The 14,162-nt window shown below is 75.2% G+C and carries 12 protein-coding genes; 6 read left to right on the plus strand and 6 right to left on the minus strand.

Going from position 1 to position 14,162, the window contains the following annotated elements:
- Positions 1-19: 19 nt before the first annotated feature.
- Entirely contained in the window at positions 20-1,669 is a 1,650-nt protein-coding gene (locus tag ACFW6A_RS18215) for a bifunctional aspartate transaminase/aspartate 4-decarboxylase (protein ID WP_351845157.1), read from the plus strand.
- A 94-nt stretch (positions 1,670-1,763) separates the two neighbouring features.
- Here the strand turns inward: ACFW6A_RS18215 and ACFW6A_RS18220 are convergent, their stop codons facing one another.
- From ACFW6A_RS18220 to ACFW6A_RS18230, 3 genes are all read right to left on the minus strand, one after another.
- Positions 1,764-3,299 (minus strand): cellulose binding domain-containing protein, encoded by a 1,536-nt coding sequence (locus tag ACFW6A_RS18220; RefSeq protein ID WP_351845159.1) that lies wholly within the window; start codon positions 3,297-3,299, stop codon positions 1,764-1,766.
- A 143-nt stretch (positions 3,300-3,442) separates the two neighbouring features.
- Positions 3,443-4,834, minus strand: coding sequence for a HAMP domain-containing sensor histidine kinase (locus tag ACFW6A_RS18225; protein WP_351845161.1), 1,392 nt, complete (start codon positions 4,832-4,834; stop codon positions 3,443-3,445).
- Positions 4,835-4,868: 34 nt separating this feature from the next.
- Positions 4,869-5,570 (minus strand): response regulator transcription factor, encoded by a 702-nt coding sequence (locus tag ACFW6A_RS18230; protein ID WP_351845163.1) that lies wholly within the window; start codon positions 5,568-5,570, stop codon positions 4,869-4,871.
- Positions 5,571-5,649: 79 nt separating this feature from the next.
- Here ACFW6A_RS18230 and ACFW6A_RS18235 point away from each other — a divergent pair, with 79 nt between their 5' ends.
- Positions 5,650-6,234 (plus strand): hypothetical protein, encoded by a 585-nt coding sequence (locus tag ACFW6A_RS18235; RefSeq protein WP_351845165.1) that lies wholly within the window; start codon positions 5,650-5,652, stop codon positions 6,232-6,234.
- A 68-nt stretch (positions 6,235-6,302) separates the two neighbouring features.
- Here the strand turns inward: ACFW6A_RS18235 and ACFW6A_RS18240 are convergent, their stop codons facing one another.
- Together ACFW6A_RS18240 and ACFW6A_RS18245 are read right to left on the minus strand one after the other, a co-directional pair.
- On the minus strand, positions 6,303-7,166 hold the full coding sequence (locus ACFW6A_RS18240; protein ID WP_351845167.1) for a fused MFS/spermidine synthase: 864 nt from the start codon (positions 7,164-7,166) through the stop codon (positions 6,303-6,305).
- A 33-nt stretch (positions 7,167-7,199) separates the two neighbouring features.
- Positions 7,200-7,631, minus strand: coding sequence for a hypothetical protein (locus ACFW6A_RS18245; protein WP_351845169.1), 432 nt, complete (start codon positions 7,629-7,631; stop codon positions 7,200-7,202).
- A gap of 225 nt (positions 7,632-7,856) precedes the next feature.
- On the opposite strand from ACFW6A_RS18245, the gene ACFW6A_RS18250 reads away from it, so the two are divergent.
- The gene (locus tag ACFW6A_RS18250) at positions 7,857-9,146 is read left to right on the plus strand and encodes a tetratricopeptide repeat protein (RefSeq protein ID WP_351845171.1); all 1,290 of its coding nucleotides are present in this window, start codon (positions 7,857-7,859) and stop codon (positions 9,144-9,146) included.
- A 58-nt stretch (positions 9,147-9,204) separates the two neighbouring features.
- Here the strand turns inward: ACFW6A_RS18250 and ACFW6A_RS18255 are convergent, their stop codons facing one another.
- Entirely contained in the window at positions 9,205-9,801 is a 597-nt protein-coding gene (locus ACFW6A_RS18255) for a histidine phosphatase family protein (RefSeq protein WP_351845173.1), read from the minus strand.
- Between the two features lie 222 nt (positions 9,802-10,023).
- On the opposite strand from ACFW6A_RS18255, the gene ACFW6A_RS18260 reads away from it, so the two are divergent.
- The 3 genes from ACFW6A_RS18260 to ACFW6A_RS18270 are packed head-to-tail and all read left to right on the plus strand — an operon-like array spanning position 10,024 to position 14,101.
- Entirely contained in the window at positions 10,024-11,187 is a 1,164-nt protein-coding gene (locus tag ACFW6A_RS18260) for a hypothetical protein (protein ID WP_386641445.1), read from the plus strand.
- Positions 11,178-12,758: a hypothetical protein gene (locus ACFW6A_RS18265; protein WP_386641448.1), complete on the plus strand. Its 1,581-nt coding sequence runs from the start codon at positions 11,178-11,180 to the stop codon at positions 12,756-12,758. Before ACFW6A_RS18260 ends, ACFW6A_RS18265 begins: the two co-directional genes overlap by 10 nt.
- Positions 12,755-14,101: an AAA domain-containing protein gene (locus ACFW6A_RS18270; protein WP_351845177.1), complete on the plus strand. Its 1,347-nt coding sequence runs from the start codon at positions 12,755-12,757 to the stop codon at positions 14,099-14,101. The genes ACFW6A_RS18265 and ACFW6A_RS18270 overlap by 4 nt, the downstream gene beginning before the upstream one ends.
- Positions 14,102-14,162 lie beyond the last annotated feature (61 nt).

Here is a 14,162-nt window from a genome sequence, read left to right on the forward strand (position 1 = left end):
CCTCCGCGAAGGACACGCCATGCCCAAGACCACGTTCACCCGCGAGGAGATCAAGTCCTTCGCCCAGCTCTCGCCGTTCGAGCTGAAGGACAAGTTCATCACCCTCGCCCACACCGCCCAGGCCGACCGGCCGGGCCAGAAGGGCAAGTCCTCGGTCCAGATGCTCAACGCGGGCCGCGGCAACCCCAACTGGACCGCCACCAGCCCCCGCGAGGCCTTCTACGCCCTCGGCTACTTCGCGCTCTCCGAGTCCCGCCGGGTGTGGACCGCCGACGACCTCGGCGGCATGCCCGAACTCCAGGGCTCCGGCGCCCGCTTCGACACCTTCGTGCGGCAGCACCCGGACCTGCCCGGCATCGAACTGCTCCAGAGGTCGGTCGAGTACGCCGTCGAGCGCTTCGGCTTCGACAAGGACGCCTTCGTCCACGAGCTGACCGACAGCTCCATCGGCGACAACTACCCGGTGCCGGACCGGATCCTCGCCCACACCGAACAGGTCGTCCGCGGCTACGTCGACGACGAGATGTTCGACCGCCGGCCGCCCGCCGGGAACGTCTCGTACTTCGCCACCGAGGGCGGCACCGCCGCCATGTGCTACGTCTTCGACTCCCTGATGAAGAACGGCATCCTGAAGAAGGGCGACCGGATCGCCCTCATGGTGCCGGTCTTCACGCCGTACATCGAGATCCCCGAACTCGACACGTACGAGTTCGACGTCGTGCACGTCAACGCCTCCCTCTTCGCCGAGACCGGCGTCCGCGAGTGGCGCTACCCCGAGGAGGAGGTCGCCAAGCTGGAGGACCCGTCGATCAAGCTGCTCTGCCTGGTCAACCCCTCCAACCCGCCGTCCCTGGCACTGAGCCAGCGGGTCGCGAACCAGCTCAAGGAGATCGTCGCCGAGAAGAACCCGAACCTGGTGATCGTCACCGACGACGTCTACGGCACCTTCGTGCCCGGCTTCCGCTCGGTCGCCGCCGACCTCCCGCAGAACACCCTGCTGGTGTACTCGTACTCGAAGCACTACGGCGCCACCGGCTGGCGGCTCGGCGTCATCGGCCTCAACGACGACAACGTCATCGACCGGATGATCGCGGAGCTGCCCGCCGCCGAGAAGGAGCGGCTGGACAAGCGGTACGGGACACTCACCCTGGAGCCGGAGAAGATCAAGTTCATCGACCGGCTGGTCGCGGACTCCCGGCAGGTCGCCCTCAACCACACCGCCGGCCTGTCGCTGCCGCAGCAGGTCATGATGACGCTGTTCTCGCTGTTCGACATGCTCCCCGAGGGCCAGGCGTACAAGGAGCGGCTGCGGTCCATCGTGAAGCAGCGGCTCGACCTGCTCCTCGAAGGCGCCCAGATGAAGATCGCCGAGGACGACAAGCGGGCCGGCTACTACATCGAGCTGGACCTCCTCGCGGAGGCCGAGCGGGTCCACGGCAAGGACTTCGCCGACTTCCTGGAGAAGAACTACGAGCCCGTCGACCCGCTGTTCCGGCTCGCCGAGCAGACCGGGGTCGTCCTCCTCAACGGCGGCGGCTTCGACGGCCCCGAGTGGTCGGTCCGGGTCTCCCTCGCCAACCTGGACGACCTCGACTACCTGAAGATCGGCCACCACCTGCGGGCGATCTTCGACGACTACGCGGAGGAGTGGAAGGGCTCCCGGGGCTGAGCCGCGGCGGACGGACGGGGGCGTGCCCCGGCCGAGGGTGGGGTGTCGTCGGCCGGGGCACGCGCTGTGGGGGGAGAGGGGTGGTTCGGGGGCCCTACCGGTAGGCGGCGAAGGCCTTCGTGAAGGCCAGCGGCTGCTGGAGGATCGAGGAGCAGGTGGCGTCGGCGCGGTTCACCGCGCCGTCCGCGCACTGCTTGTCCCGGGTCGAGGACCACATCGACAGCCAGCCCAGCCCCTTGGACTTCGCGAAGTCGACCAGCTGGGCGGCGTCGTCGACCTTGAAGACCTCCGTCGTGACGTCGTTCACTCCGATCATGGGGGTGACCGCGACGGTCTTCCAGGCGGCCGCGTCGGAGAGGCCGAGGACGCCCTTGAGCTGGGCCTGGGTCGCGGTCGCCGCCTGGATCGCGTAGGTGCCCATGTCGGCGCTGTAGGCGGGGCCGTAGTCCATCGCCATGATGTTGACCGCGTCGATCCGGACGCCGTTGCGCTGCGCGTCGGCGAGCAGGCCGATCCCGGGCTGGGTGAGGCCCTCGGGCATCACCGGCAGGGTGAAGGAGACGTTCAGCCCGGGGTGGGACTTCTGGAGCTGGGCGATGGCCTGGGAGCGGCGGGTGTTGGCGGCGGCGTCCGGGAGGGCGGCGCCCTCCACGTCGAAGTCGACCTTGGTGAGCCGGTACTGGTCGACGACCTTGCCGTACGCCTTCGCCAGGTCGGCGGCGCTCGCGCAGTTCAGCGCCAGCTCGTGGCCGGCGGCCCCGCCGAAGGAGACCCGCACGTCGCCGCCCTTGGCGCGCAGGGCGCCGATCTGGGCGGCGACCCGGTCGGACGCGAGGTCGGTGACGCCGCCCCAGAGGGGGGCGCAGGAGCCGCCGGAGGTGATGAAGGCGAGGTTGAACTCCTTCACGCCGGTGGCGTCGGCGGTGGCGAGCAGGTCGTACGCGGGGTAGAGCGAGGTGTCGACGTACGGGGCGTACCGGGCGGCGGTGGCGGGGGTTCCGGTGGCGGTGGGCGTCGGGGTCGGGGTGGGCGTGGGGGTGGGCTTCGGGGAGGCGGTGGCGGTCGCCGTGGCCGTGGGGGTCGGCTTCGGGGGCGTGGTGGCGGTCGCCGTGGGCTTCGGGCTCGCGGTGGCGGTGGGCGTCGCCGTCGCGGTGGGCTGCCCGGTGGGGCGACCACTGGGGGTGGGGGCGGGGCCGCCGGCCGAGCAGGCGGCCTTGTTGATGAGGCAGCCGGCCGGGTCCCCGGCCTGTCCGGCCGCCGAGGTCACGAAACCGACGGTGACGGACTGGCCGGGGGCGAGCTGCCGGTTCCAGCTCGCGGGCCTCACGGTGACGTGCCGGCCCGAGACGGTGTGGTCGCCGTTCCACAGGGAGCCGAGCGTGGTCCCGGCGGGCAGGTCGAACTCCAGCGTCCAGTCGGACTGGGCGGCGGAGGTCTCGTTGGTGATCACGTACTGGCCGGTGTAGCCGCCGGTCCAGGAGGAGGTCCGGGTGTAGGCGGCGCCGACGGCGGACGCCTGGGCGGTCCCGGTGAGGAGGAGGACCGTGCCGCCGGTGACCGCCGCGGCGACGACCGCGCCGACCACCTTCGTACGGCCGCTCGTCCTGCGCCGGTGCCCGTTGCTGCCCATGCGTGCTGCCTCCGTGGTGCGGGGGTGGGGGGTGGGGGTGCGGGCAGCACGCTAGCGCCGGGGATCCGGACAAACGGCGCAGGAGGGAAGGGGGTTGGGATTCTTAGGGTCCGCTTAAGGAAGCCATCACCGGGGGCAAAGGTTCAGCGCCTCGTCGCCCTGCGGCGGCGGGCCGGGCGGTGCGAGCGGCGGCCCTCGGAGCCGCCGGGACGGTGTCCGCCGAGCCCGATCCAGACGCGCACCTCGGTGCCGCCGAGGACCGAGCGGCCGATCCGGACGTCGCCGCCGGTGGCCTCGGCCATGCGGCGCGCGATGTCGAGGCCGAGGCCCGTGGAGCCGGCCCGGGTGCCGCTGTTGCCGCGGGCGAGCGCGGCGTCCGGGTCGGCGATGCCGGGGCCGGCGTCCGAGACCAGGACGATGACGGCGTCGTCGCCGTTGTGGACGTCGACGGAGAAGGCGGTGCCCTCCGGGGTGTGCCGGAAGACGTTGCCGAGCAGGGCGTCGAGGGCGGCGACGAGCTCGGGGCGCGCCACCGGGATGCGTACCGGCCGCTCGACGCCGGCGAGGCGGACGAGCCGCCCCTCGTCCTCGGCCAGCGCGGACCAGAACTCCATCCGCTCGCGCACCACTTCAGCGGCGTCGCAGCCCGCGCCGGGACCGGTCGGCGGGGTGGTCTGCGGCTTGGCCTCGCGGGCGGTGCGGATGATGGTATCGACCTCGCGCTCCAGCTGCTCGACGGCGGCCCGGGTCTGGTCCGCGGCGGGCCCCGAGCCGAGCGAGGCGGCGTTGAGGCGGAGCACGGTGAGCGGGGTGCGCAGCCGGTGGGAGAGGTCGGCGGCGAGTTCGCGCTCGTTGGCGAGGAGCTGGACGACCTGGTCGGCCATCGAGTTGAAGGCGACGGCCGCCGACTTGAGTTCGGGCGGGCCCTCCTCGGCGACCCGGACGCCGAGCCGGCCCTCGCCGAGCTCGTGGGCGGCGCCGGCCAGCCGCTGGGCGGGGCGGACCATGCGGACGCCGAGCCGGTCGGCGACGGCGAGGGAGCCGACGATCAGGGCGACGCCGACGCCGGCGAGGACGAGCCAGGCGGTGGCGACGCCGTTGGTCACCTCGTCCTCGGGGACGAAGAGCTCGACGACGGCGACCTGGCCGGAGCTGAGCGCGGTGGGCTGGAGCAGGGCGTAGCCGCCGGGGACCTCGGCGATGGAGGCCCGGCCGAGGGTGCGGGTGGCGGCCAGCTCGTCGGCGCCGGCCCGGCGGGTGCCGATCTCCACGGCCTGGCCGTCGGGCGCGGCGGGCGGGACGTGCACGGCGAGCCGGCCCGCGGCGCCGTCCTCGGTGGTGGCGACGGCCTTCTCCAGCTCCACCCGGTCGGTGGTGATCGCGAGGACCGGGGCGAGCCCGGCGCCGCGCCGCTCGGCGTTGGAGAAGGCCCGGTCGCGGGCCATCTCCTTGACGACGAGGCCGAGCGGCACGGCGAAGGCGATGACGACCATGGCGGTGACGGCCAGCGACACCTTGACGAGCGCCCACCTCACGGCCGGACCCCCGTCTCCCGGCGGGTGCCCCGTCTCACGGCCGCTGCTCCCGGGGCGGCTCCAGCTTCACGCCGACGCCGCGCAGGGTGTGCAGGTAGCGGGGCCGGGCGGCCGTCTCGCCCAGCTTCCGGCGCAGCCACGACAGGTGGACGTCGATGGTCTGGTCGTCGCCGTAGGCCTGCTGCCACACCTCGGCGAGCAGCTCCTTGCGCGGCACGACCACCCCGGGCCGGCCGGCGAGGAAGGCGAGCAGGTCGAACTCGCGGCGGGTCAGGTCGAGCGGGGCCCCGTCGAGTTCGGCCCGGCGGCGCAGCGGGTCGATGGCGAGCCCGCCGACCCGGATCTCCGTGCTCGGCGCGGGCTCCCCGGAGACCGCCCGGGCCCGGCGCAGCACGGCGGCCATCCGGGCGGTGAGGTGCTCGACGGAGAACGGCTTGACGAGGTAGTCGTCGGCGCCGGCGTGCAGCAGCCGGACGATCTCCGCCTCGTCGTCCCGGGCGGTCGCGATGATCACCGGTACGTCGGTGATGCCGCGCAGCATCTTCAGCGCCTCGGATCCGTCCAGATCGGGCAGACCGAGGTCGAGGACGACCACGTCGAAGCGGAAATGGGCGACCTCGCGCAGCGCCTCCAGGGCCGTGCCGACGCTCCGTACCGTGTAGGAGGCTTCCGTCAGCTGCCGGATGAGGGCGGAGCGCACGAACTGGTCGTCCTCGACCACGAGCACACTTGCCATGGCCCGCACCGTACGCCATTCGGGGGACCCTCCGGTCACGGCGTACCTTCCGGTACGCGCCGGGCGGGCGTGGTGCAGTATGGCCGGGATGCGAAGAGGACTCGTTCACGCCCTGGCCTGGTCGCTCGCCACCGGCGCGGCGGTCACGCTCTCCTGGTGGGGAGTGCACACGGTGCTGTCCGGCACGGTCTACGACCCGCCGCGCGCCCTGCCCCTGCCGGCCGGCAGTCCGGCGGACCTCGTCCCGGCCGAGACGTCCATCGGCGACCCCGTGACGTCCTCGACCCGCCGCCCGGCGACCACTCCCCCGGCCACCGCTCCCCCGACGTCCCCGCCCGCGCCGGCCACGTCCGCCCCTCCGGCGTCCACCCGGCCGGCCGCCCCGCCCCGGACCACCCCGGCCCCGTCCACCGCGCCGCCCTCCCCCGCCGGCTCCTCGCAGGTGCGGAGCTACCCGTCGGACGGCGGCCGGGTGACCTTCGACCTGGGCGAGACCTCCGCCGAGCTGGTCTCGGCGATCCCGGCCTCGGGGTGGCAGATGCAGGTGTGGAAGCAGCCGACCTGGATCCGGGTGACCTTCACCCAGGGCGGCCGGGAGGTCTCGGTGTTCTGCCTCTGGCACGACTCGGCGCCCCGGGTGCAGATCGAGGAACGCACGGCCTGACGGGCCGCCCGGCCCGGACCGGTTCGTTTTGCTTCGGTTCGCTTTGCTTCGGTTCGCTTCGTTTCGGCTCAGTGGAAGACGGAGGGCGGCGGGGCGGGCGAGGCCTTCGCGGTCGCGTCGGTGACCGGTCCCGCACCGCCGGTGAAGTCGGCGAGGGCCCGGCCGTGTTCGACGCGGCCGGGGTGCGGGTCGGTGGCGACCCGGCGGGTCAGGTCGGCGACGGGCAGTTCGCGGCCGGAGGCGACCAGGACCGCGTTGCCGAAGCGGCGGCCGCGCAGCACGGTCGGGTCGGCGATCAGGGCCAGCTCGGGAAAGACGGCGGCGGCGGTGGCGATCTGGCCGCGGAGGTGGGCGAGCGGCGGCCCGTCGGCGAGGTTGGCGGCGTACGTGCCCCCGGGCCGCAGCGCGCGCCGGACCTCGTCCAGGAACTCGGTGCTGGTGAGGTGGGCGGGGGTGCGGGCGCCGCGGAAGACGTCCGCGATGATCAGGTCGGCCCAGCCGTCCGGGACCTTGGCGAGACCGGCGCGGGCGTCGACGGCGCGGACCCGGATCCGGGCGCCGGGGTCGAGCGGCAGCTCGCGGCGGACGAGGCGGACCAGGGGTTCGTCGATCTCGACGACCTGCTGGGTGGAGCGGGGCCGGGTCGCGGCGACGTACCGGGCGAGGGTGAAGGCGCCGCCGCCGAGGTGCACGGCCTGGAGGGGGCGGCCGGGCGGGGCGGCGAGGTCGGCGACGTGGCCGAGCCGCCGCTGGTACTCGAAGGCGAGCGCGGCGGGGTCGTCGAGGTCCACGTGGGACTGCGGGGCGCCGTCGAGGAGCAGCGTCCAGGCACGGGGGCGGTCGCGGTCGGGTATCAGTTCGGCGAGCCCGCCGTCGACGGTCTCGGAGACGGCGTCGGCCGCCGCCCGCTCGCGCTGCTTGTTCCTGGCCATCCGTCCATTATCGGCGGGACCGGGACGGCGTGTTCAGTGACAGCCGTCGGCCGCCTCGATGAGGCGGGCCGCCTCGCCGAGGGCGCGGCGCAGCACGGCCGGGTCGGTGACGGGGCCGGTGTCGCCGGGGGGCAGCAGCCAGCCGGCCGGACGGGGCGCGTCGCCCGCGGGCTCGGGCAGTTCGGGGAGGCGCAGGCCGCGGCCGGAGGTGCGGGTGCAGGCGCTGCCGGGGAGGTCCCAGGCGGCGGCGGTGCCGGGCGGGACGAGGAAGCCGAGGGTGTCGCAGGCGCCGTCGTGGAGGACGGGACCGACGGCGGGAACGCCCCGGCGGCGGAGGATGTCGACGGCCTCGAGGCCCTGCCGGGCGGGCACGGTCACCAGGTCGCAGGGCTCGTCGGCCCCGGCACGGCCCGGGGTGCCGGTGGTCTCGGTGGCGGTCTCGAAAGGCGTGGCGTTCTCGGACATGGACCCCTCCTCGCTTCCCAGAGGAGACACGTTCCGTCTCTCCCATACGGTTCAACGCCCGTCCGCGTCAACGGCTACGGCGGCACGCCGCCGCAAAGGATGGCAGTTCATGGCAGATCGCAGGCGAGATATCCGATTTGTAGCCAAACTCAGCGTAGGCATCCGGTCACAGCAGGTACGTTCATGCCGCCGGAACACCCGGCAGCACCAGGAGAGGGCTCGGCCATGTCCCTGTCACGGGCAGTTCCCAATCTCGCCTTCCGGCGGCTCCGCGGACAGCACTCCCCGGGGGAGTTCGCCGCCGCGGTCCGCCGGGCGGCACGGGAGATCGGCGAACAGGTCGCGTGCGACGCCCGCTACATCGGGCGCGTGGAGGCGGGCGAGATCCGCTGTCCGAACTACGCGTACGAGCGGGTCTTCCTGCACATGTTCCCCGGGCTGACCCTTGCCGACCTGGGTTTCTCTGCGCGGGAGGCGGTACGCGGCCGACGGCAGGCCGCCCCGGCCGGGGCCTCGGGGCCCCCCGCCCTCCCGACCCGGAACGATGAGGAGAGCGACGTGCTGCGTCGCGCATTCATGACGAGCGGCACCGCCACCCTGGCGGCCGCCTCCTGGGGACTCGGCTCCACCACCGCCGCCGCGATCCCCAGCCCCCGCGGCACCCACCGCATCGGCGAGGCCGAGGTCCTCGCCGTCGAGGACGCCGTACGGCGGATCCGCCTGCTCGACGACCGGCACGGCGCCGACGGGCTCTACAAGGTCGCCGCGCAGCCGCTCCGCGCCGCCTACGCCCTGCTCGACCGGGGCGCCGCGGCCCGCCGCGCCACCGAGGACCGGCTGCTGGCCGGCGCCGGCGAACTGTCCCTCTCCGTCGGCTGGCTCGCCCACGACTCCGGCCGCCACGAGGACGCCCGCTCGCACTACGCCGAGGCCCTCGCCACCGCCCGGGTCTCCGGGAACGCGGCCCTGGAGGCGCACGCCTTCTGCAACACGTCCTTCCTCGCCCGCGACACCGGCCGCTACCGCGAGGCCGTCCGCGCCGCCCAGGCCGGACTGCGGGCCGCCGGCCCGCTCGGCTCCCCCCGGCTGCTCGCCCTGCTCTCGCTGCGGGAGGCCGCCGCCTGGGCCGGACTCGGCGACCGCCCCTCCGCCGAGGAGTGCCTCGGCCGCGCCCACGCGCACTTCGGCCACGGCCACGCCGACCAGGACCCCGAGTGGATGTCCTTCTTCGGCGAGCCCGAGCTGGAGGCCCTGGAGTCGCACTGCTGGGCCGCGCTCGGCGACTGGACCCGCGCGGCCCGCCACTCCCACCGGGCCACCGTCCTCCAGCACCCCCGCTTCGCCCGCAACCTCGCCCTCTACCGCGCCCAGCTCGCCGGCAACCTCGCCCGCGCCGGCCGGCGCGACGAGGCCGAGGCCGAGGCGCGGCGGGTGACGGACTCGCTGGAGGGGATCGCCTCGGCGCGGATCCGGGGGCTGCTGGCCGAGACGCGGCTGATCCTGACGGGGGCGTGAGGCGCCCGGATCCCGCCCCCCGGGATCCGGGAGGCGGGATCCGGCACCGGACCGGATCTCAGCCCTCCAGGTGCCCCGTGTCGTTCCACCGCTCGATCGCCGGCGCCCCGTACGCCCAGCCCAGGACCGACAGGCTCGTCGGGTCGAGGCGGATGCGGGCGGCGAAGGAGACGTCCTCGCCGAGCCAGCGGGCGCCGATGGAGCGGAGGATGTGGCCGTGCGCGAAGACCAGGACGTCGCGGTCGGCCGAGCGGGCCCACTCCACCACCCGGTCGGCGCGGGCCGACAGCTGGGCGAGGGACTCGCCCTCCGGGACGGCGTCGCGCCAGATCAGCCAGCCGGGGCGCAACTCCTGGATCTGGGCCGGGGTGAGGCCCTCGTAGGCGCCGTAGTCCCACTCCAGCAGGGCGTCCCAGGGCTCGGCGCGGTCGCCGAAGCCGGCCAGGGCGCAGGTCTCGCTCGCGCGGACCAGCGGGCTGGTGCGCACCTCGACGCCGGGCAGCCCCTGCCAGGGGCCCCGGTGCAGGCGCTCGCCGAGGAGTTCGGCGCCGCGCCGGCCCTCGTCGAGCAGCGGGATGTCGGTCCTGCCGGTGTGCCGCCCGAGGAGCGACCACTCGGTCTGTCCGTGTCGGGCGAGCAGGATGCGCGGTGCCATGGGCGGGGCTCTCCAGAGATTGCGCGGATACGGGATACGGGATACGGGGAACGTGGTGCGGGGACGCGGAAGAACGGGGCCCTTCCGCCGGACGCCCCCTCGCCGGGTGCCCCGCCGGAGGGTCCCCTCCCATCATCGCGCAGGTGTCCCCGGCGCGAACTCCCGGCGTCTCCGGGGCGGAACGCGCCCGCGTTGTCAGTGGCGGATGGGAGACTTCCGCGGGTGAGCGCATCCCTGGACGACGGCGGGTCACGGCCGCCTCAGACGACGGACCCCGTGCCGACCCCGGCGAGCCGCCGCAGGACGCGGGAGAGACTCGCCGCACTGCGCGGCCCGGCGGTCCCGCCGCGCCCGCTGGACGCGCGTGCACTGGCCGCGCTGGCGGCGAACCCCGGGTGCAGGCGCCGCGCGCTGCTCGACGGCGCCGGGGTGGACAAGGGGGCGCTGGCCTCCCGGCTGGGTTCGCCCGCGCCGTTCGGCCAGTCGCAGTTCGCGATCGTGCGGGGCAACAGCTTCGAGGCCAGGGTGAAGGCGGACGGCGGGCGCGAACTGCTGCGGCTCCTCGGCGTCGAGGACCCCGGCGCCGTCGCCGTGCCCGACCTGTCGGCCTCCGGGCCCGAGGGGCGGACCGCGCGGACGGCGCTGGCGCTGCGCGAGGCGACCGCGGCCGGCGGATGGGCGCTGCTCGACCATCCGCTGCTGACCCTGGAGGTGGCGGGCTCGCCCGTGCACCTGGAGCCGGACGCGGTGGTGGTGGACCCGGCCGGGCGGTGGACGGTCGTGGAGATCAAGTCCTTCCCGATGGTGGACGGTGCGGCGGACGCGGCGAAGGTGGGCGCGGCGGCCCGGCAGGCCGCCGTGTACGTGCTGGCGCTGGAGCGGGTGGCGGCGCTCACCGAGGGCGCCGGGGTCCGGCACTCGGTGCTGCTGGTCTGCCCGAAGGACTTCTCGAACCTGCCGACGGCCTCCGTCGTGGACGTGCGCAAGCAGCGGGCGGTCACCCGGCGGCAGTTGGAGCGGCTGACCCGGATCGAGGAGATCGCCGAGGCCCTGCCGGAGGGGCTGAGCTTCGACCTGGAGGGCCGCTCGGCCGAGGAGTTGTCCCAGGCCGTGGAGGCGGTCCCGCACGCCTACGCGCCGGAGTGCCTGGCCGCCTGCGAGCTGGGCTTCCACTGCCGGTCGCGGGCCCGGGAGGCCGACGCGGTGCAGACCCTGGGCCGTGCGGTCCGGGGCGAGCTGGGCGGGCTGACCACGGTCGGCGCGGTGCTCGCCGCCGCGCGGGGCGAGCACGGCGACCCGGAGGACCCGGCGGTGGCCGCGCTCCGCAGGGCCCGGGCGCTGCGGCAGGAGGCCCTGGACGGAGCGGAGGCCGCGGCGTGTCGCTGATCGCGCACCTGGCCCGGATGGAGGCCGTGGAGGCGGGCCGGGCACAGCCCCTGGCGACCGTCCGGCACCGCCACCTCGCCGAGCGGCCGCTGGTCCTCGTGCCGCTGACCACGGCCGGCGAGGCGGGCGCCCCGCTCGGCGCGCTGGTCGGCACCGACCCGGAGGAGCCGCGGCTGCTCGTGGTGCCCCAACCGCGGGACCGGGAGCTGCGGTTCGCGTTCCTCGCCGAACTGGCCGAGGAGGTGCTGCCGTACGTCGACGGCTTCGCGGACGCCGTCGAGCCGGTGGAGCGGAAGGACCCCGCCACCGGCGAGAAGGTCCGGGTCGAACTGTGCCTGGACGCGCCGCAGCTGATCGTGCCGAGCCGAGCCGGGATCGAGTACGTACGGCTCCTGGGGCGGTCGACGCGCTTCCGGCGGACCGCCGAGCAGGACCCGGACGCGCCGTACCCGGCGCCGCCGCGCGTGCCGCTGCTCGGGCGCTGGCTGACCCACTACGGGGAGCGGGCCCGGGTCCCGGGCTCCTCGCTGCTGCTCGCGGCGACCGACCTGCTGAACCGTCACTGGGCGACCGGCCAGTCCTCCCTGGAGGACCAGCACCTGGGGGCGCTGCTCGCCTGGATCGATCCGCATGACGACGAGCCGGGCGCGGCGGCGGCGTACCGGGCGGAGCTGGGGCGGGACGCCCGGGGGCAGTTGCTGTGCCCGCCGGCCGGGCCCGCGACCGACCCGGCCTTCGACAACCAGCTCCTGGCGCCGGCGATCGAGGCGTACGACCGGGCCCGGCAGGCGGTCGGCGCCGCCGAGGACGGCGAGGCGGCCGACGCGGCCCTCGGCGCCCTGCACCGCGCCGAGCGGGAGGTCCGCCGGCTGGTCGTCTCGCAGCTGCGGCCGACCTGGGAGGCGACCTGGCGGGCGCTGGGCCTGCTGCGGGAGCTGCCCGAGGGGGCGCGGGTCCCCGACCGGTGGACCCGGGACCGCTGGTCCTTCACCGCGCACCGGGACCGGATCGCCGCGGGGGAGCCGCCGCAGCCGCGCCGCGACGACGCGGTGACCGCCGCCGCCAAGCTCGCCGCGCGCGAGCAGGCGCAGGGGCAGCTGGACGCCCAGGAGGCGCTGGACGATCCGCTGGTGCTGGCCGGGCGGCGGCTGGCGGGCGAGGCGTTCACCGCCGAGGTCGCCGAGGTGGCCATGGTGTGGACGGAGTCGAAGCGGCCCGCGCCGCGCCCGCTGCTCACGGTCCGCACCGAGGACCAGCCGCACCTGGAGGCGGGCGTGAAGGTGTACCGCTCGCTGGACGGCAAGCCGCAGTCGGCGGAGTTCGTGGCCCGCGAGGAGGACGGCGCGCTGGTGCTGCGGCTGCTGGACCGGATGGGCCGGTCGAGGGAGCCCGCGGAGGGCACGGTGCCGGAGAAGGGCGAGCGGATCGCCTGGACCCTCTTCGAGCACGACACCCGGGTGGGACCGAAGCTGCCCGACCCGGAGGAGACGCCGTGGACCCACGGCGGACCGCCGCGCTCCGCCGACACCGTCGAACCGCCCGACGCCGTGACCCCCGAGGACCTGCTGTGACCGTGTACGACCCCGCCGTGCCCGACCCCGGCGCCGCCGCCGCGAAGGCGACGGCGGAGATCCTGGAGAGCACCCTGCGCGGCTCCGCCCGGGGCGTCGTCGTCGACTCCCCGCCCGGTGCGGGCAAGTCCACCCTCGTGGTGCGGGCCGCGCTCGAACTGGCCGCCGCCGGACGCCCCCTGATGGTGGTCGCGCAGACCAACGCTCAGGTCGACGACCTGGTGCTGCGGCTCGCCGAGAAGGAGCCGGACCTGGAGGTGGGCCGGCTGCACTCCAGCGACGCCGACCCGTACGACAAGGCGCTCGACGCGCTGGAGAACGTACGGAAGTCGGCGAAGGCCGGGGAGCTCGCCGGGCTGCCGGTGGTCGTCTCGACGGCCGCCAAGTGGGGGCACGTGAAGAACGTGGAGCCGTGGGCGCACGCGATCGTGGACGAGGCCTACCAGATGCGTTCGGACGCGCTGCTCGCCGTGGCGGGGCTCTTCGAGCGGGCGCTGTTCGTGGGCGATCCGGGGCAGTTGGACCCCTTCTCGGTGGTGGGCGCGGACCAGTGGGCGGGCCTGTCGTACGACCCCTCGGCGTCGGCGGTGTCGACGCTGCTGGCGCACAACCCGGAGCTGCCGCAGCACCGGCTGCCGGTCTCCTGGCGGCTGCCGGCCTCGGCGGCGCCGCTGGTGTCGGACGCGTTCTACCCGTACACGCCGTTCCGCTCGGGCACCGGGCCCGGCGACCGGCGGCTCGCCTTCGGCGTCGCCTCCGACGGCTCCGCGCCGGACCGGGTCCTGGACGAGGCGGCCGAGTCCGGCTGGGGCCTGCTGGAGCTCCCCGCCCGGCACACGCCGCGCACCGATCCGGAGGCCGTGCACGCGGTCGCCCTGGTCGTCCGGCGCCTCCTGGACCGGGGCGGCGCGGCGGTCAGCGAGCGGTCCGACGCGCCCGTGCCGGTGACCGCCGGCCGGATCGCGGTCGGCACCGCCCACCGCGACCAGGCGGCGGCGGTCCGCGCCGCCCTGGAGGCGCTCGGCGTGTCGGGCGTGACGGTCGACACGGCCAACCGCCTCCAGGGCCGGGAGTACGACGTGACGGTCGTCCTGCACCCCCTCTCGGGCCGGCCGGACGCCACCGCCTTCCACCTGGAGACCGGCCGCCTGTGCGTCCTCGCCTCCCGCCACCGCCACGCCTGCGTCGTCGTCTGCCGCGCCGGCGTCGCCGACCTCCTGGACGCCCACCCCTCCACGGAACCGGTCCAGCTCGGCGTCACCGTGAAGTTCCCGGACGGCTGGGAGGCGAACCACGCGGTCCTGTCGCACCTGGCGGAACACCGGGTGGCCTGGACGCCCTGACCCCGCCGCCCGGAGGCCGTCCCGCTCGCCGGACCCGGCGCGGAGGCCCTCCCCCCGCCTG

The organism is Streptomyces sp. NPDC058758, assembly GCF_042746075.1.
GTDB lineage: Bacteria > Actinomycetota > Actinomycetes > Streptomycetales > Streptomycetaceae > Streptomyces.